Annotated in this window: 16 protein-coding genes; 11 read left to right on the forward strand and 5 right to left on the reverse strand. The window is 59.6% G+C overall.

The window, feature by feature from the left end:
* The first annotated feature begins 8 nt into the window (after positions 1–8).
* Complete coding sequence (locus ACWHXD_RS10960; RefSeq protein ID WP_032892485.1) at positions 9–827, forward strand: shikimate 5-dehydrogenase; 819 nt, start codon at positions 9–11, stop codon at positions 825–827.
* Between the two features lie 675 nt (positions 828–1,502).
* Here the strand turns inward: ACWHXD_RS10960 and ACWHXD_RS10965 are convergent.
* Positions 1,503–2,153, reverse strand: coding sequence for a YceH family protein (locus tag ACWHXD_RS10965; protein ID WP_098952072.1), 651 nt, complete (start codon positions 2,151–2,153; stop codon positions 1,503–1,505).
* Positions 2,154–2,269: 116 nt separating this feature from the next.
* Here ACWHXD_RS10965 and ACWHXD_RS10970 point away from each other — a divergent pair, with 116 nt between their 5' ends.
* Positions 2,270–2,779 (forward strand): DUF1993 domain-containing protein, encoded by a 510-nt coding sequence (locus tag ACWHXD_RS10970; RefSeq protein ID WP_044273114.1) that lies wholly within the window; start codon positions 2,270–2,272, stop codon positions 2,777–2,779.
* Positions 2,780–2,962: 183 nt separating this feature from the next.
* Positions 2,963–6,223, forward strand: a complete 3,261-nt coding sequence (locus tag ACWHXD_RS10975; RefSeq protein WP_138762689.1) for a hypothetical protein — start codon at positions 2,963–2,965, stop codon at positions 6,221–6,223.
* A 79-nt stretch (positions 6,224–6,302) separates the two neighbouring features.
* Here the strand turns inward: ACWHXD_RS10975 and sstT are convergent, their stop codons facing one another.
* A complete protein-coding gene (gene sstT / locus ACWHXD_RS10980) occupies positions 6,303–7,523 on the reverse strand; it encodes a serine/threonine transporter SstT (protein WP_098952068.1) in 1,221 nt (406 codons plus the stop codon).
* A 240-nt stretch (positions 7,524–7,763) separates the two neighbouring features.
* Here sstT and ACWHXD_RS10985 point away from each other — a divergent pair, with 240 nt between their 5' ends.
* On the forward strand, positions 7,764–8,918 hold the full coding sequence (locus tag ACWHXD_RS10985) for an MFS transporter (RefSeq protein WP_138762688.1): 1,155 nt from the start codon (positions 7,764–7,766) through the stop codon (positions 8,916–8,918).
* A gap of 4 nt (positions 8,919–8,922) precedes the next feature.
* Here the strand turns inward: ACWHXD_RS10985 and nhaR are convergent, their stop codons facing one another.
* Complete coding sequence (nhaR, locus tag ACWHXD_RS10990) at positions 8,923–9,825, reverse strand: transcriptional activator NhaR (RefSeq protein WP_034119026.1); 903 nt, start codon at positions 9,823–9,825, stop codon at positions 8,923–8,925.
* 134 nt (positions 9,826–9,959) lie between these two features.
* Between nhaR and ACWHXD_RS10995 the strand changes: the two genes are divergently transcribed.
* The 4 genes from ACWHXD_RS10995 (at position 9,960) to mnmH (ending at position 13,223) form a co-directional block, all read left to right on the forward strand.
* Complete coding sequence (locus tag ACWHXD_RS10995) at positions 9,960–10,211, forward strand: hypothetical protein (protein ID WP_032892480.1); 252 nt, start codon at positions 9,960–9,962, stop codon at positions 10,209–10,211.
* 31 nt (positions 10,212–10,242) lie between these two features.
* Positions 10,243–10,992 (forward strand): TerC family protein, encoded by a 750-nt coding sequence (locus ACWHXD_RS11000; protein WP_014717958.1) that lies wholly within the window; start codon positions 10,243–10,245, stop codon positions 10,990–10,992.
* 93 nt (positions 10,993–11,085) lie between these two features.
* Positions 11,086–12,120: a selenide, water dikinase SelD gene (gene selD, locus ACWHXD_RS11005; RefSeq protein ID WP_020302053.1), complete on the forward strand. Its 1,035-nt coding sequence runs from the start codon at positions 11,086–11,088 to the stop codon at positions 12,118–12,120.
* On the forward strand, positions 12,120–13,223 hold the full coding sequence (mnmH, locus tag ACWHXD_RS11010; protein ID WP_138762687.1) for a tRNA 2-selenouridine(34) synthase MnmH: 1,104 nt from the start codon (positions 12,120–12,122) through the stop codon (positions 13,221–13,223). Before selD ends, mnmH begins: the two co-directional genes overlap by 1 nt.
* A 110-nt stretch (positions 13,224–13,333) precedes the next feature.
* Here the strand turns inward: mnmH and ACWHXD_RS11015 are convergent, their stop codons facing one another.
* Together ACWHXD_RS11015 and ACWHXD_RS11020 are read right to left on the reverse strand one after the other, a co-directional pair.
* Entirely contained in the window at positions 13,334–14,389 is a 1,056-nt protein-coding gene (locus tag ACWHXD_RS11015) for a permease (RefSeq protein WP_138762686.1), read from the reverse strand.
* Between the two features lie 58 nt (positions 14,390–14,447).
* Positions 14,448–15,149, reverse strand: a complete 702-nt coding sequence (locus tag ACWHXD_RS11020; protein WP_098952061.1) for a histidine phosphatase family protein — start codon at positions 15,147–15,149, stop codon at positions 14,448–14,450.
* Positions 15,150–15,401: 252 nt separating this feature from the next.
* On the opposite strand from ACWHXD_RS11020, the gene ACWHXD_RS11025 reads away from it, so the two are divergent.
* The 3 genes from ACWHXD_RS11025 to hemB all read left to right on the forward strand — a co-directional run bounded on the left by ACWHXD_RS11025 (position 15,402) and on the right by hemB (position 18,037).
* Positions 15,402–16,100 carry a glutathione S-transferase N-terminal domain-containing protein gene (locus ACWHXD_RS11025; protein ID WP_138762685.1) on the forward strand — a complete coding sequence of 233 codons (699 nt, stop codon included), beginning with the start codon at positions 15,402–15,404 and terminating at the stop codon, positions 16,098–16,100.
* A gap of 3 nt (positions 16,101–16,103) precedes the next feature.
* A complete protein-coding gene (locus ACWHXD_RS11030) occupies positions 16,104–16,946 on the forward strand; it encodes a PhzF family phenazine biosynthesis protein (RefSeq protein WP_138762684.1) in 843 nt (280 codons plus the stop codon).
* Positions 16,947–17,062: 116 nt separating this feature from the next.
* Positions 17,063–18,037 carry a porphobilinogen synthase gene (gene hemB / locus ACWHXD_RS11035; protein WP_016977356.1) on the forward strand — a complete coding sequence of 325 codons (975 nt, stop codon included), beginning with the start codon at positions 17,063–17,065 and terminating at the stop codon, positions 18,035–18,037.
* Positions 18,038–18,065 lie beyond the last annotated feature (28 nt).

Genomic DNA, 18,065 nt, shown 5'->3' on the forward strand with positions numbered 1-18,065 from the left:
AGTTATCCATGCAGATGCACCCCAACAAGGACACCCAACTGTGCATGTCACTGTCGGCGCGCCCTGGGAACTTTGGCCTGCGTTTTCATAACCACCTGTATGAACAGCTGGGTCTGAATTTTTACTATAAAGCCTTCAGCAGCCAGGACTTACCCGGCGCGATCGGCGGTATCCGCGCCCTTGGCGTGCGGGGTTGCGGGGTGTCCATGCCGTTCAAGGAGGCCGCGATTGCCTTGGTGGACGAACTCGACGATTCGGTTCAAGCCATTGACTCCCTGAACACCATCGTCAATACCAACGGTCACCTCAAGGCTTACAACACCGATTACATCGCCATTGAGCAACTGCTGAAAAAGCACGCCGTGCCCAAAGACTCCAGCTTCGCCCTGCGCGGCAGCGGCGGCATGGCCAAGGCGGTCGCCAGTGCCTTGCGTGACGGGGGGTACGCCAATGGCGTGATCGTGGCGCGCAATGAGGTGGCGGGCCAGGCGTTGGCCAGGAACCTGGGATACGCGTGGCAGGCGGATCTGGGTAGCCTGCGGCCACAGATGCTGATCAACGTGACGCCCATCGGCATGACGGGTGGGGCGGAGGCGGATGCATTGGCGTTTGAGGCTGAGGCAATCGATCAGGCTGAGACCGTCTTCGATGTGGTGGCGATCCCGGCGGAAACGCCGTTGATCGTGCGGGGGCGTGCGCAGGGCAAGCGGGTGATTACCGGGTTGGAAGTGATCGCTATCCAGGCGTTGGAGCAGTTTGTGCTTTATACCGGCGTGCGGCCTACGCAGGAGCAGTTCGAGGCAGCGGTGGCCTTCGCCCGCAGCTAAAGCCTTGCGCCAAATCCAATGTGGGGGCTGGCTTGCCTGCGATGGCGGCCTGCCAGGCGACGCCTATCTACCTGACACCCCACGATCCAACTGTGGGAGCTGGCTTGCCTGCGATGGCGGCCTGCCAGGCGACGCCTATCTACCTGACACCCCACGATCCAACTGTGGGAGCTGGCTTGCCTGCGATGGCGGCCTGCCAAGCGACGGCTATCTCCCTGACACCCCACGATCCAACTGTGGGAGCGGGCTTGCTCGCGAAGACGGCCTCACAGTCGACACCGTAATACCGAGTACATATCCATTCCTGCGGTAACGGCTACTTAGGGTTCCGCTCTGACAGCGGCTCACTTTTGAAAAGCGCAAAAGTAAGCAAAACGCTCTTGCCCCACCACTCGGCACCTCGCTTGGGCTCGGTGTGCCCGAACGCAGGCTTGAATCCGTGGGCCGCCGCCACGCGCCATCCCTGGCGCGGGGCGGCTAACCCGGCGTCCTGCCGGGTTACCCACGAATTCAAGCCTGCGTTCGGCCAGCGTGGTTTAACGGGGCGCCTAAGATCAAGATCAAAAGCAGATCAAGAGCGGCTCGCTTCGCATCGTGGTTACCGTCGATCACTTCAGAGTTGTGTAGATACCTATGGCTATCGCAGGCAAGCCAGCTCCCACATCTTTATCTGCGTTATGCCTGTTCCAGCTGCGCCAGCCGCTCTTCCAGTGCGGCAATCCGCGCTTCCAGCTCTTCAATACGCTCCACTGAGACAGCGCCCGCGCTACGCTCCACTGGGTTCCCCCTTGCGGTCATAATCGCTTCAATATCCGCCGGGTCCCCCAGCGCATGGGTGTACCGGTCTTCCCGCTGCCCGGCCTGGCGCGGCACCAGCAGCGCCAATCCCCGTGCAATCAGGCGTTCGAGCTGATGCACAACCTGTTCGGCATCCTCAAAGTCATGCATGCGCCCACTGCGGGTGAGCAACTCGTTGACGGTCTGCGGCCCCCGCAAAAACAGCAGCCCGGTCAGGATCACCTGGGCCGGCACCAGTTCCAGGGCCTTGTCCACACGGTGTTCCCAGCGGTCGGCGCGGCTGCCCATTACCAGGCGCGTGAAGCCTTGGCCCTCCAGCACGCGCAGGCTCTGCCCGACCTGGCCTTGGCTGAGGTTCATCACCGGCTCGCGGCTGGTCTTCTGGTTGCAGGCCAGCACCAGGGCGTTGAGGGTGAGGGGGTAGGTTTCCGGGTTGGTTGCCTGTTTTTCGATCAGGCAGCCCAGGATGCGGATTTCCGTGCTGTTCAGGCGCGGCTCAGGGGTGTCGGTATCGTGCTCGGCGGTCATCGCGCTTTCCCTATGCAGTGAAGCCCCTTAGCCTAAGCTTGAAAAAATAAAAGACAAGCGCCAGGCATGGCTATAATCGCGGCTGGTTCCAACCCCGCCATTACCGTGAGACTGTCATGACTATTTCCCTGTACGCCGCTTCCATCCCGGTCTTCAAGCAAATGCTCAACGCCCTCAGCGATGTGCTGAACAAAGCCGAAGCCCACGCCAGCGCCAAGAACATCGAGCCTAACGCCTTGTTGCAAGCGCGCCTGTTCCCGGACATGTTCCCGTTGGTGCGCCAGGTGCAGATCGCCGTGGACTTCGCCAAAGGTGTGTCGGCACGCCTGGCCGAGATCGAAGTACCCAAGTACGAAGACAGCGAAGTCACCTTTGCCGACCTGCAAGCGCTGATTGCCAAGGTCCTGGCCTTTGTCGACACCATCAAGCCCGAGCAGATCGACGGCAAGGAAGGCATCGAGATCGTCACTCGCCCCGGCACCCCGAAAGAGAAGCGCTTCAGCGGCCAGTCCTACCTGCTGACCTACGGCCTGCCGCAGTTCTTCTTCCACGTCACCACCACTTATGCGCTGCTGCGTCATAACGGGGTGGAAGTGGGCAAGCGCGATTATATGGGCGCGTTCTAAACTCAAGGTTCAAAAAAACCTGGGGTTGTTCTTTCACGAACAGCCTCAGGTTTTTTTATGCATGGTTGTTTTATACCAAACTCATCATTTGTTACGCATTTCGACGCAACCAATATCCAGATAGATCTCACTCACGGGCGCCTATAGAACTTTCTAGTAAAGAACCTGGAGCCTACAAACGACATGCATCTTTCTCCCATCGCAGTCACGTCGATTACCAACAACGCTTATTCCGAGCCAGCATTGGATACGACGAAGAATCAAGATGGCTCTTCCTCGAATTTGGTTGCGGTGAGCCGCACCCGCCGAGAGGTGCCGGGTAATGAAACGTCCTCCCACACCTCTGCGCGGGATCAAGCCAACAGTGAACTGGCAGCCCGTTATAGTGAGGCGTTGGAGGGCCGGACACGTGATGAAGAAACGATCATTCCGAATATTCCGGAGGCTTCATCGTTCGGCCAGTGGCGAGCGCAGCTACGTCATACCCTTAACGACAAGGACTTTTTAACCTGGCTTAAGTCGGAGGGTTATGATCCATCCTCACTCAAGATTAGTTCTGACGGCGGGCTGAGTGTCAGAAAAAATGGCGTGCTTACCTTATTTACCTTAAAAGACAACTCACCTTGGGCAACCTTTGCCGGACCGATTCTGGCCGCGCTAAAAGCTTATGCGCCCGATGGGATCAGCTACTCGGACCTGCAGGCCGAAAGTGCGCCGCTCAAGCAGGTAGCCCAATTCTATGGCGAGACGATTCATAACGACTTCACCGAAGATCAACGACGTGTCCGAGAGTTGCAAAGCAATAATGGGTTTGCCACCTCAGGGGTGGGTGAGGCGCGTACTGAAGAAGCGCTGGTGGCGCAAAAACAGCAGCTTGCCAACAAACGTGACCTGGATACTTTCAGGGATGCTTTGACCACAGCATATGTGGGAGCGGACGAGTATTTGGATAACCAAGCCTCATTGCATGACTACACTCATCGCCTTCTTCCCGACCCGCCAGTTTATGATCGTGAAGCTGGACTGCGATCCTATCTGCAATCGCAACAAATCAAGCTGGATCCTGACTCCGGCTTTCGTCTGGATAACCAACCAATGGCAGGGCGGCAGGTGAACCTCTTGCAGTTCATGACGGGTAATGGTTGGGAGCACCCCGTTGATAAAGCCGACATTAAAAACATGACCCTTGAGTTGTTACGCCCTGTCGAGTACCGACAATTGCATGGCGATTTGGGGGGCGGGTTATCGTGGCCAACGCCGCTGGATACGTCGCAACAGCAGGCTATCTACGACGCTGTTTCCTATAACGCAATGGCGTTGCCTGAGTTCGACTCGTTAACATTGAGCCAGAACGCTTTCGGTTATTTGACGCAAGGTATCCAGTGGTCTGAAGCAGAGCTGAAAGATCCCCGGCAAGCGATCCTCAGGCTTTTGCAAAGCCCCGCCGCGCGTGCCATGGGCGAAGCCTTGCGTACTAAGTTTGACGGCGCAGGCAGTGCTGAGGATTGGGCGCTTTCGGCTCTGCAGATAGGTCTCAACCAGGATGCATTGTTCAAGCCTGACGAAAAGAACAAGGTGGCCGGGTTTGATTTGTCGGCGCGCGAGAATTGGGGTAAGCCGCTGTCTTTTGTCCTTGAGGGGCTAACCGAGCATCTGCGCAAGTCCTATGGCCACAACGCTGCGTTGGCAGCCTACCTGCTGTTGTCGCACCACGCTCCGGAGTTACTGGTCAAAAACATCCCTGACAGTGTGACTTACGGTTCCCCGGCCTGGGTCAGCTTGAAAGCCATCGTTGCCAAATCCGAGATGCGCAATCCGGGGGCGGCGGCGACTAAAACTTATGAGCAGCTGCTCAAAGACGATCTGGACCCCATTACCGACGCTGAAAAAAAAGTGCAAGCGCTGGCTGGGAGGGAAGGCCTGATTCACTGGGCCGTGGCGGATGGAGCCATTGAAAAACGGGTAGATAACAATTACACGGATGAAGAAGTAGAACGTGCTGTGACCCTCGCCAGTGAGCGTTTCGACACCTTGATACGAGCTTCAGAAGCTCAACGCACCGAATTAGCCACGCGTCAGGCACTGGCGCTCAATGCGCTGAAGGAGAAATTTCCCGTAGAAGAATACGGGGTGATAGATTTTGAGAAGAAAACAATCTACCCAAAAGTACGGGATCGTGATTTACAAGGCCCTTACTCGATACTGGATATCTTTTTGCAGCCGCAGCAGCATGTGGAGTGGTATTCCAATGACCCTACCGTTCCTATTGAAAAAATATCCCATGAGCTCAAGTTTATGCCGTCGCCCAATGAGCTGTTTGAAAAGCAGGCTGTCGATTATTACGACGGCCTTAAAGGCGCCATGAAGGTTACCGTACAACACCAACTATCACTGCTGCCTGAGGAGGATAAGGAGGCGCTGCAGTATGGTGAGCTGAAAATTTATGGGGAAGAGAAGGTGACTCGAACCATTACCGATACAGGCACTGGAATTCATCGCCGTGTCAAAAAAGTTGAAGACGCCAAAAGCAGCTCCGTATTGATCGAAACCCTGCATAAAGGCCGTAAACGAGTGTATGAATTCAACCCATCGACAGAGGGGTGGAGGCATCGAGCAGATTTGACTGATGGTGTGAAGGTTGGGCTACAGGGCGACTGGGCTGAAATGGCTACGGGTGAGGAAGGGGTGAGAGCTATATCAAACACCCAAGTGAGTGAAATGACAGCCGACAACTCGACAGACACCAAGGAACGAGAACCCAAGCCTCAAACTTCAACAACCCTACACACCTTCACCTCGGCGAGAACGCAGCACATAGCCGATGCCGTTACGCGCCATTTTTTCAGTGATAAAGAGCGTGAACAGTTGGCCAGCGGAGCCAGAGGCGTTACCACATTCGATAGTGAAGTGACGGAGTTCGAAAAAATACAAGCTGTTACCCGTGCGCTGATACCAGGTGCAGCGGCGCTACACAGTTTTCAGCAGGGCAGAGTCGGTGAAGGGCTTAAGTTTCTTGCATTCGATATATTCGGCTTCGTTGTCGCCGGTGCCGGAGCCCTCGGTAAGATTTCCAAAATAGCGAAGGTGGGCGCAACGCTAGGGAAAGGAGGCGTTGGAGGCAGGCTGGGTCGGGCATTTGTCAGAGCTGCCAATCCGTTTGCAGGGGGGGCTGCCATTGGAACCAGAGGCCTTACAACGTTCTCCTCGTTCGCGGGCAAAGGGAGCCTTACCTGGAAAGTGATTTCGGCTAATTTCAGTGTGGATAGGGTGTATCAGTACAAGCCCAAAGACGTGATAGAAGGCACTTATCAGGGCGCCGATACATCAAAGGTCCTGGCTCAGTTAGATGAAATCACTGGTAAGTGGTATCGAGTCGATCCGAAAACGAACAAGCGATATGGGACACCTCTTCAGGGGTTCACTGCGCAAAACTCCCCGACTTAACCTCAATACTTTCTAACCCTCGTCATAGAAAGGCCCGAGTCGGCTCAGCAGTGAACCGCTCGGGCTTTTCTTCTTTCATTCAAGCTGTTTGTTCTTCCTTGCCCAAACACGCCGCCGCCGTAAACAGCACATCGGTAGACGAGTTGAGTGCGGTTTCCGCCGAGTCCTGCAGCACGCCGATGATGAAACCGACGGCCACTACCTGCATGGCGATTTCACTGGGGATGCCGAACAGGCTGCACGCCAGGGGAATCAGCAGCAGCGAACCACCCGCCACGCCAGATGCGCCGCAGGCACACACCGCGGCAACCACGCTGAGCAGTACGGCGGTCGGCATGTCCACGGCGATGCCCAGGGTGTGCACGGCGGCCAGGGTCAGCACGGTGATGGTGATGGCGGCGCCGGCCATGTTGATGGTGGCACCGAGCGGGATCGATACCGAGTAGGTGTCTTCATGCAGGCCCAGGCGCTTGCTCAACGCCAGGTTGACCGGAATATTCGCCGCCGAGCTGCGGGTGAAGAACGCGGTGATGCCGCTTTCGCGCAGGCACATCAGCACCAGCGGATAGGGGTTGCGGCGCAGTTTCCAGAACACGATGGCCGGGTTGATCACCAGCGCCACGAACAACATGCAGCCGATCAGCACCACCAGCAGGTGGGCATAGCCGAGCAGTGCGCCGAAACCCGAGGTGGCCAGGGTGGAGGCTACCAGGCCAAAGATGCCCAGCGGCGCGAAGCGGATCACCACGCGCACGATCAAGGTGACGCCGTTGGACAAGTCGTCCAATACCGTACGGGTGGTTTCACCGGCATGGCGAATAGCGATGCCCATGCCAATGGCCCAGGCCAGGATGCCGATAAAGTTAGCGTTCATCAGCGCGCTGACCGGGTTATCCACCACACTGAGCGCCAGGCTTTGCAACACTTCGCCAATGCCTCCAGGAGCGCTCACCGTGGCGTCATGGGTGGCCAATACCAGGAATGACGGAAACATCATGCTGGCGACCACCGCAACCACGGCGGCGGCAAAGGTGCCGAGCAGGTACAGGAACAGGATCGGGCGGATATGGGTTTCCTGGCCATGCTTATGGTTGGCAATCGAGGCCATCACCAGCACAAACACCAGGATCGGCGCGACGGCTTTAAGGGCCGTGACAAACACCTTGCCGATAAAGCCAGTGGCGCGCGCGGCCTCGGGTAACAGCAGGGCCAGCACGATCCCGGCGATCAGGCCGATGACAATTTGGGTGACCAGGCTGACGCGCATTAAACGTTGCAACAGGGAGGGGGCAGCAGTCATAAAGAGTTGTCTCTAGTTTTTTTAGTAGGGCACAGCATTGCAGGCAGAAAGCACTGTAGGAAGTAGGCGCGAAGTCTAGCATGCTGTGGGAAGCGTCTTGTTTGCTGTGGCATTCCGTCACCCGTTTCAGTCGGACTTGGTCAAATCCAGACATGTTCTGTTAAGATTCCGCCTCTCATCTTTCCTCTCCGTCAGCGGGCCCTTAGGGCTGTCGTTGATGTCGTCGTTTCTGGAGTTTTCATGTTGTTTCCTATCCTGCTGCTGTCAGCCGCCGGTTTTACCGTGCTGACCACAGAATTCGTCATCGTCGGCCTGTTGCCGTCGATTGCTCGGGACCTGAACGTCAGCGTGTCCCAGGCCGGGCTGCTGGTGACGCTGTTCGCGTTCACCGTGGCCGCGTTCGGCCCGTTCCTCACCGCCTACTGCGCGCGGTTCCCGCGCAAGCGGCTGTTTATCAGCATCCTGATCATGTTCGCGGCGGCCAATACCGTGGCGGCATTGGCGCCGAATATCTGGGTGATGGCCGTGGCCCGTTTGATCCCCGCCCTGGGCTTGCCAGTGTTCTGGGCCCTGGCCAGCGAAACGGCGGTAGACATTGTCGGCCCTGAGTTCGCCGGGCGTGCGATTGAAAAAATTGGCTTCGGCATTGTGTGCGCCACCGTGTTTGGTATTCCGGTGGGCACGCTGATTTCCGATATGTTCGGTTGGCGCACCGCGTTTGCGGTGCTCGCGGTGATCGCCCTGGCCAAGGCGTTGCTGCTGTATATCTACCTGCCGGTCACCCAGGCCAAGCACCAGCAGGCCAGCTTGCGCTCACAATTCAAGATCCTGCGCAGCCCGGTGATGCAGGGGCATATCCTGCTGTCGATCCTGGTGTTCAGTGGCATGTTCACCGCCTATACCTACCTGGCAGATATTCTTGAGCGCCTGGCCGGCTTCGACGGCACGTTGGTGGGCTGGTGCCTGATGGGCTTTGGCGCGGTCGGGTTGATCGGTAATTCCCTGGGCGGACGTGCCGTGGATCGTCATCCGTTGATCGCGTCCATGGTGTTCTGCGGGTTCATGATCGCGGGCATGGTGGCGGTGGTGCCGGCGATTCACTCGACCATCGGCCTGGCTGCGGCGATGGCGGTGTGGGGCGTGACCCAGGCGGCGATGTTCCTGGTCAGCCATGTGCGCTTGATGAAGGCTGCGCCCCATGCGCCGGCGTTTGCCGCGTCGCTGAATATCGCCGGGGCCAACTTGGGCATTGGCTTGGGTGCGATGGTGGGCGGGCATGTCATCGACACCCTCGGCCTGGGCAGCCTGGGGTTTGCCGCTTCGGGGTTTATCCTGGTGTCGATCCTGCTCGCATTGTGGCTGATGACCGCCAAACCCACGGCGCTCAATGCCTGAGTGATCAGGGCAGGGCGGTAAACAACTCCCGCCGGGCACCCTCGGTAATCGCCACAATGCCGGGGTGCTTGACCTTGCGCTCCACCGAGATCGCATAAAACGACTCGGTCACTGCATCGGTCTGGCCGATCAGCGCCACGCCATATTGGCGCACCACCTCGTCGGCGATCACGCTGGGCGCGATAAAGATCCCGCTGCCCGATTGCCCGAAGGCCTGCATCAAGGCGCTGTCGTCGAATTCGCCAATGATGCGCGGTTGAATCTGTTGTTCGGCAAACCAGCGCTGCAAACGGCTGCGCACCACGGTCTCTGCCCCTGGAATCAACAGCGGCGCACCCTGCAAACACTGTGGGAAATCGCCGCCATATTGGTCAGCCAACGCCTGGGTGGCGAAAAAACTGATGCCGCATTCTCCCAGCTTCTGGCTGTAGCCCTTGATGTCCAAGTGCGTGGGCATGGGGCTGTCGGAAATCACCAGGTCCAGGCGCTGGATCGCCAGGTCGGCCAGTAAACGTTCGAGTTTATCTTCACGGCAGGTGATGCGGATCGGTTCGCTCAACTCCATGGTCGGCGCGATCAACCGGTACACGATGGACTTGGGCACCACATCCGCTACCCCAACGCGGAACGGAATCTGCTGCTCGTCAGGCTGGGCGCGCAGCATCGCCTCCAGTTCATTGCCGGTCTGGAACATCTGCTCGGCGTAGGGCAGCGCCTGGCGCCCGGCTTCGGTCAGTTCAAGCTGGCGCCCGACCCGCTGAAACAGGGCAATACCGAAGGTCTGCTCCAACAGGCTGATCTGCCCGCTGATGGTCTGCGGCGTGAGGTTCAACTGCTCGCAGGCGCGCACGATGCTGCCGGTCTTGGCCACCACCCAGAAGTAATGCAGTTGTCGATAATTGAGCATGGCGGTCTACACTTCGTAAAAACCGAAGTATACGCGAGAAAAATACGAATTTTCCTGAACTGTTCGCCTGCATAGAATGCCTCGCTATCGAGGGGCCACTATTTGGACCCAATGGTTCTAACGAGGAATACATCATGAAACTCAATTCCCTGGGCGCGGCGTCGTTGCTTGCGCTTTCATTGATAGTGGTCAGCGGCTGTGATCAAGTCGAGAAAAGTGCACAGCAAGTGTTGGGCAAAGCCACCGAGTCGGCCAAGCAGGCCATCGACGACACCCACAAGGCCGCCGAGCAGGCATTGAGTGAAGCAACCCAGGGCTTGATCAGCCCTGAGAAGCAGGAAAAAGACGCCGAAAACGACGCTGAATCCGACACCAAAGAAACCTAATTCCCCAGCACTACCACGTCAGGACTGACCTATGGATTACCTTTTACAACTGGCCGCCAGCCCCACCGCCTGGGTCGCACTGGCGACCTTGATCGTCATGGAAATCGTGCTGGGCATCGATAACCTGATCTTTATCTCGATCCTCACCAACAAATTGCCGGAGAAGCATCGGGCCAAGGCGCGGCGCATTGGTATCAGCATGGCGTTGATCTTGCGCCTGGGCCTGTTGAGCACCATCGCGTTCATCGTGCAGTTGACGACGCCGGTGTTCGAAGTGTTCGGCCAGGCGTTCTCGTGGAAGGACATGATCCTGATCGCCGGTGGCCTGTTCCTGGTGTGGAAGGCAACCACCGAGATCCATCACAGCATGGACCCGGAGCCTGAGGAGAAGGCCACCGTCAGCAACACCGTGACCATCGGCTTTGCCGCTGCCATCGGCCAGATCCTGATGCTCGACCTGGTGTTCTCCATCGACAGCATCATCACCGCCGTGGGCATGACCGAGCACTTGCCGATCATGATCATTGCCGTGGTGGTCTCGGTGATCGTGATGCTGGTGGCCGCTGAACCGTTGGCCAAGTTCATCAACGACAACCCGACCGTGGTGATGCTGGCCCTGGGTTTCTTGATCATGATCGGCATGACGCTGATCGCCGAAGGCTTCGGTGCCCACGTGCCAAAAGGCTACGTGTATGCGGCCATGGCCTTCTCGGCGGCCATTGAGTGCTTGAACATCGCCCGGCGTAACCGGCACGCACGTTTGCTCGCTGCGCGCCAGTAATCGCTGAACAAACAGGCCGGCTGTGCTCACAAGAGCCCAGCCGGCCTTTTGCTGTCTGCTAGAATCGGCCCACTTGATAGCTTGAGGTCCCCCATGAACGAGCCGATTCGCCTTACCCAGTACAGCCACGGTGCGGGTTGCGGTTGCAAGATTTCGCCCCAGGTGCTGGAAGTGATCCTTGCGGGCAGCGGTGCACAGAACCTCGACCCCAACCTGTGGGTGGGTAATGCCTCCCGCGACGATGCGGCGGTATACGCCATCGACGACGAGCGCGGCGTGGTGTCCACCACCGACTTTTTCATGCCGATTGTCGACGACCCGTTCGACTTCGGCCGCATTGCCGCCACCAATGCCATCAGCGACATCTACGCCATGGGTGGCGATCCCTTGATGGCCATCGCCATTCTCGGCTGGCCGGTCAATGTGCTCGCCCCGGAGATTGCCCGCGAAGTGATTCGCGGCGGTCGGGCCGTGTGCGACGCCGCTGGCATTCCGCTTGCGGGCGGGCATTCCATCGACGCGCCGGAGCCGATCTTCGGCCTGGCCGTGACCGGCATCGTGCAAAAGCGCCATATGAAGCGTAACGACACGGCTACTGCCGGTTGCCGCCTGTACCTGACCAAGCCCCTGGGCATCGGCATCCTCACCACCGCCGAGAAGAAGGGCAAGCTGCGCGAGGCGGATATCGGCCTGGCGCGTGACTGGATGTGCACCCTCAACAAGCCGGGCAGCCGTTTCGGCAAGTTGGCCGGTGTGACGGCCATGACCGACGTCACCGGTTTCGGCCTGCTCGGCCACCTGGTGGAAATGGCCGACGGCAGTGGCCTGACGGCCCGCATCGACTATGCAAAAGTCCCACGCCTGCCGGGGGTTGAGTATTACCTGGACCAGGGCTGTGTGCCCGGTGGCACCTTGCGCAACTTCGAGAGCTACGCCAGCAAGCTGGGGCGCGTGCAGGAGCTGCACAAGCGCGTGCTGTGCGACCCGCAAACCAGCGGTGGCCTGCTGATCGCCGTTACCCCCGAAGGTGATGCCGAGTTCCACGCCGTGGCCGCCGAGCTGGGCCTGGCCCTTGAGCCTATCGGTGAACTGCTGGAGCGACAGACCAACGCGGTTGAGGTGATTTGATGGCGACGGACATCACCGATTACCGCGACATTTTCCTTAATGACCGCCCGATGATGGATACCCGCGCGCCGGTCGAATTCACCAAGGGCGCGTTCCCCGGGGTGATCAACCTGCCGCTGATGACCGACGATGAGCGCCAGCGGGTTGGCACCTGTTACAAGCAGCAAGGCCAGCAAGCGGCAATCGTACTGGGGCATGAACTGGTGTCCGGGGCAATCAAGGCCGAACGCATCGAACAGTGGGCGCAGTTTGCCCAGGCTAACCCCAATGGCTACCTGTACTGCTTTCGGGGTGGGCTGCGTTCGCAGATCGTGCAGCAATGGTTGAAAACCGAAGCGGGCATCGAATACCCCCGCGTGGGCGGTGGCTACAAGGCCATGCGCACCTTCCTGCTGGAGACCCTGGAGCAGGCGACCGTCCAGTGTGACTTCGTACTGCTGGGCGGCATGACCGGCACCGGCAAGACCGAAGTGCTCGGCCAACTGCGCAATGCCTTGGACCTGGAAGGCCACGCCAACCATCGCGGCTCCAGCTTCGGCAAGCGCGCCACGGCGCAACCCTCCAATATCGACTTCGAAAACCGCCTGGCCGTGGATGTGCTGAAGAAGCGCGCAGGCGGTATCGAGCAGTTTGTGGTCGAGGACGAGAGCCGTATGATCGGCAGTTGTGCGCTGCCATTGCCGCTGCACAAGGGCATGCAGACCTTTCCCATGGTGTGGCTGCAAGACAGTGTCGAAGGCCGTGTGGAACGCATCTTGAAGGATTACGTCGTCGACCTGTGCGCCGAGTTCATTGGCGTGTTTGGTGATGCCGGCCAGGGGTTGTTTGCCGAGCGCCTGACCCAGAGCCTGGCCAATATTTACAAGCGGCTGGGGGGCGAGCGTTTCCAGCGGTTGCAGGCGGTGTTACAGGATGCGCTGGCTGAACAGGCACGCAGCGGCGCAGTGGACCTGCACCGGGTATGGATTGAAGGCTTGCTGCGGGAGTATTACGACCCGATGTATGCGTTCCAGCGCGAGAGCAAGGGCGCGCGTATCGAGTTTGCCGGGGAGCAGGGGGCGGTGGTGGAGTATTTGCGTGAGCGGGCAGCTCGGGTGGGGTGACCTTTGGGGCGCCATCGCAGGCAAGCCAGCTCCCACCTTTCTGAAGTGTGAATACATACAAAGGTGGGAGCTGGCTTGCCTGCGATGAGGCCATCAGCCCCACTGAAAATCTAAAGAATCACCGCCCCAATCAACCCACACACCACCCCCACCAGCATGGTCAACCCGGCCACCGTCACCAGCACCCGCGCATCGAAATCCTTGCGCAGCATCAACAGCGACGGCAGGCTCACGCTCGGCAGGGTCATCAGCAAGGCCACGGCCGGGCCGGTGCCCATGCCCAGGGCCATCATGGTTTGTACGATGGGAATCTCTGCCGCTGTCGGAATCACAAACAGCGTGCCCACAATCGCCAGCGGCACCAGCCACACCAGGCTTTCGGCCATCGCCCCGTCCACATGGGGGAACAGCCACACCCGCGCCGCGCCGAGGATCAGCACCGCCAGGATATACACCGGGATAGTGCTCCAGAACAGCTGCCACAGGGTGCGCAACCAGCGGCTCAGGAACGGTTGCGACTCCGCCGTGCTGACGTCGGCAACGGCTTCCAGTGCGGCTTCCGGCACTTGGTCCGGGCGCGCAATGCGCTGTGCCACCAGGGACACGCCCACCACCAGCACAATCCCCGCCACCAGCCGCAACGCGGTGAAACCCCATCCCAGCACAAAGCCCATGAACACCAGGGTGGCCGGGTTCAATACCGGGTTAGCAATCCAGAACGCCAGTGCCGCGCCGACCGACACCTGCTGGCGGCGCATGCCCGCCGCCACTGGGGCCGCGCAGCAGCTGCACATCATTCCCGGCAGGGCGAACAGCCCACCGCGCAGGGTCGAGCCCAGCCCGGCGCGGCCAAACAGGCGCAGCAGCCAGTCGCGGGGGATCAACACTTGCAGCAACGAGCCGAGGATCACCGCCAGTACGGCGGCTTTCCAGATGGCCAGGAAATACACCTGGGCATAAGCCAGCGCCGCCGCCAGGGGCGAGCTTTGCTGGTCATTGAGAATCGAGGCGCCAATGCTGTGGTTATCGGCCGCTACAAACGCCTTGAGGTAGTAGGGCGACCACTTCACATAATAGAGGCCGATGCAGGCCACCAACAGAAATAGGGCAGGTTTGCACCAGAACGCCCAGCCGCGGCTGGGCTGGGTGGAAGCGAGGTTGGGCATGGAGAGGATCCGCAGGTGAGTCGATAGGTTGGCATCATACGCCCCTGCGGCCCAAGCTTCAGATATCTGCGCTGACCTGGGTCGGGTCCGGGCAGTTTTCCCCCCCGTTATTCAGCCCTTGCTTGTAGTTGCGGCTGAGCAGCGAAGCCTTGCCGTTGTGCCAGGTCAGTGTCAGCACGTACAGGGAGTCATAGTCATTTCCGGACCAATCATCGGTAATGGTGTGTTTTTCACCGGCTGCTTCGCTGGCGACTTTGTTGATCAGTTCCGGCAAGTAACCGTGGGACCAAGCCGTATAGATCGTCGCGTTGCGGTACTTGTCCTCGACCAGTTCTTCGGCCAGGGCGCTGGTGTCATTGGCTGAAAATTCGATGTTCACCGGCAGGCCAAGCTTGATCGCGCTGGGGCTGATGGTGATCAAGGGGCGAATGTAGCTGTAGGAGTTATCCAGTTCGCCTTCCTCGACATTGCGCGTCGGGTTGGCAGCGAACACATAGTTGGCTTTGCCGAACTTTTCCGGCAACAGGGTCGCCAGGTTCATGGCGCGGTTCAGGCCCTGGCAATTGAGTTGGCCCAGGCCACCGGCCGGTTTTTCGCCATGGCGCAGGAATACCAGGGTTTGCACGCCATCGACCGGTTGCGCGCGGCTTTCACGGGCGTCCAGGGCGGTGACGATGGCGGCGCTGACCAGCAGCAGCGGCAACACCATGTAGGAATAACGTTTGATTCGTGGCACAAGGCGCAGAGGCTTGATCGTCATGATAGGTTCGAGTCTTCGTGCGTCGGGTTAAGGCGGACAAGCCCGGCCCCAGTGACGCATCAGCGTCCTGCGGTGTTCCCTGTCGATAGAGCAAAGCGCCTCCTTTCATTGTTCGGGCGCTCTTTAAGAGTGTATTCGGGCGCTTTGGTTCGCCCACGCAGGATTCTAGCCGGCAAATGTTGCGCAACGATGACCCATGCACGACGGCAGGCAGATGACTATCATGGGGACTTTCCGTCCAGGGGGTTCTCGATGAACGCACTCGCCGCTTTCCCGATCAACAGCAAATGGCCCGCCCAGCACCCGGAACGCCTGCAGCTGTATTCGTTGCCCACGCCCAACGGCGTCAAGGTGTCGATCATGCTCGAAGAACTGGGCCTGCCTTATGAGGCGCACAAGGTCAGCTTCGACACCCAGGACCAGTTGTCTCCCGAGTTCCTGTCCCTGAACCCCAACAACAAGATCCCCGCGATCATCGACCCCAACGGCCCGAGCGGGCAGCCGCTGGCGCTGTTCGAATCCGGCGCGATCCTGATTTACCTGGCGGAAAAAACCAGCCAGTTGCTGTCCGAAGACCCGGCCACCCGCTATGAAACCCTGCAGTGGTTGATGTTCCAGATGGGCGGCATTGGCCCGATATTTGGCCAACTGGGGTTCTTCAACAAATTCGCCGGCAAGGCGTATGAAGACAAGCGCCCGCGTGACCGCTACGCCGCCGAATCGCGGCGCTTGCTGGGCGTGCTGGAAAAGCGCCTGCTGGGCCGCACCTGGATCATGGGCGACGAGTACAGCATCGCCGACATTGCGACCTTTCCGTGGGTTCGCAACCTGATTGGGTTCTACGAGTCCGGTGACCTGGTGGGCATTACCGATTTCCCTAACGTACTGCGCGCGTTGGACGGCTTTGTCGCACGTCCGGCGGTGATCCGTGGCCTGAACATTCCGAGCTGAAGCATGCCGACTTTCGATTTTCAACAACTGGATGTCTTCAGCAGCGTGCCGCTTAAAGGCAACCCGTTAGCCGTGGTACTGGGGGCCGATAGCTTCACCGACCAGCAGATGGCGGACTTCGCCAATTGGACCAACCTCAGCGAAACCACGTTTTTACTGACACCGCGCGACCCACGTGCTGACTATCGGGTGAGAATCTTCACCACCCTCAAAGAGCTGCCGTTCGCCGGGCATCCGACCTTGGGCAGTTGCCACGCCTGGTTGCAGGCTGGCGGCGTGCCACGTGGCGAGGAGATTATCCAGGAGTGCGAAATTGGCCTGGTGCGTATTCGCCGTCAGGGCAGTGAACTGGCGTTTATCGCGCCGCCGTTGCTGCGTGCCGGCCCGGTGGAGGCGCCGTTGCTGGAGCGCGTGCGCCTGGCATTGGGCCTGGCGCCCGAGGCCATCTTGCGTAGCCAGTGGGTCGACAATGGTGCCGGTTGGCTGGCGGTGATGCTGGCTGAGCGTGATGCCGTGCTGGGCCTGCGCCCAGACTACGCGCAGCTGCAAGGGTTGGCCGTAGGGGTGATCGCCCCCTGTGACCCCACGCGTGACGCGGTGGACGCGCAATTTGAAGTGCGCGCTTTTGTCGCTGGCGATGGCGCCGCCGAAGACCCGGCCACCGGCAGCTTGAATGCCGGCGTGGCCCAATGGCTCCTTGCTGAAGGCCTGGCGCCCAACCGTTACGTGGTCAGCCAAGGCACGGCGATCGGGCGAGCGGGGCGTATTTATATCGAGCGCCAGGGCGATGAAATCTGGGTGGGCGGCGCCGTGGCGTTGTGCATCGAAGGGCGTCTACAGCTGTAGATCAATGAATTGTTACGCGCCTGGCAATACACTATTGGCCCCTCGGCGTTTGTGTTGCCAGGACTTGGGGGCATAAGCTTTCGCCCTAAAGTGTTCAGCCATTTTTCAGGATTGCCATGACCAGCCAGTTCCCCCAAGCCCGCCCACGCCGCCTGCGCCGCTCCCCGGAGCTGCGTGGCCTGTTCCAGGAAAGCGAATTCACCCTCAACGACCTGGTACTGCCGATTTTTGTCGAAGAAGAAATCGACGACTTCGTGCCCATCACCAGCATGCCGGGTGTGTTGCGCATCCCCGAGAAAAAACTCGCCGGTGAGATCGAGCGTTACGCCCGCGCCGGCATCAAGTCGGTGATGACCTTCGGCGTGTCCCACCACCTCGACGCCAGCGGCAGCGACACCTGGAAAGAACGCGGCCTGGTTTCGCGCATGTCCTCGATCATCAAGGACGCCGTGCCGGAAATGATCGTGATGTCCGACACCTGCTTCTGCGAATACACCGACCACGGCCACTGCGGCGTGATGCACGGCGCCCATGTCGACAACGACGCGACCCTGGTCAACCTCGGCAAACAAGCCGTGGCCGCCGCCCGCGCCGGCGCCGACGTGATCGCTCCGTCAGCGGCGATGGACGGCCAGGTCCAGGCCATCCGCCGTGCCTTGGATGACGCGGGCTTCACCCACATCCCGATCATGGCCTACTCCACCAAATTCGCCTCGGCCCTCTACGGCCCCTTCCGCGAAGCCGGCGGCAGCGCGCTCAAGGGCGACCGCAAAAGCTACCAGATGAACCCGATGAACCGCCGCGAAGCCGTGCGCGAATCACTGCTGGACGAACAGGAAGGCGCCGATGCGCTGATGGTCAAGCCTGCCGGTGCCTACCTCGACATCATCCGCGACATCCGCGAAGCCTCACGCCTGCCGGTGGCGGCGTACCAGGTGAGCGGTGAGTACGCGATGATCAAGTTCGGCGCACAGGCCGGGGCGATTGATGAGGACCGGGTGGTGCGCGAGACGTTGGGGTCGATCAAACGGGCGGGTGCGGATTTGATATTTACTTATTTTGCGATGGATTTGGCGTTGGCGGGGATTTAAGAGCGTCGCTGAACCTTTGGCGAGCGAG

It is taken from the genome of Pseudomonas fjordensis (genome assembly GCF_976987115.1).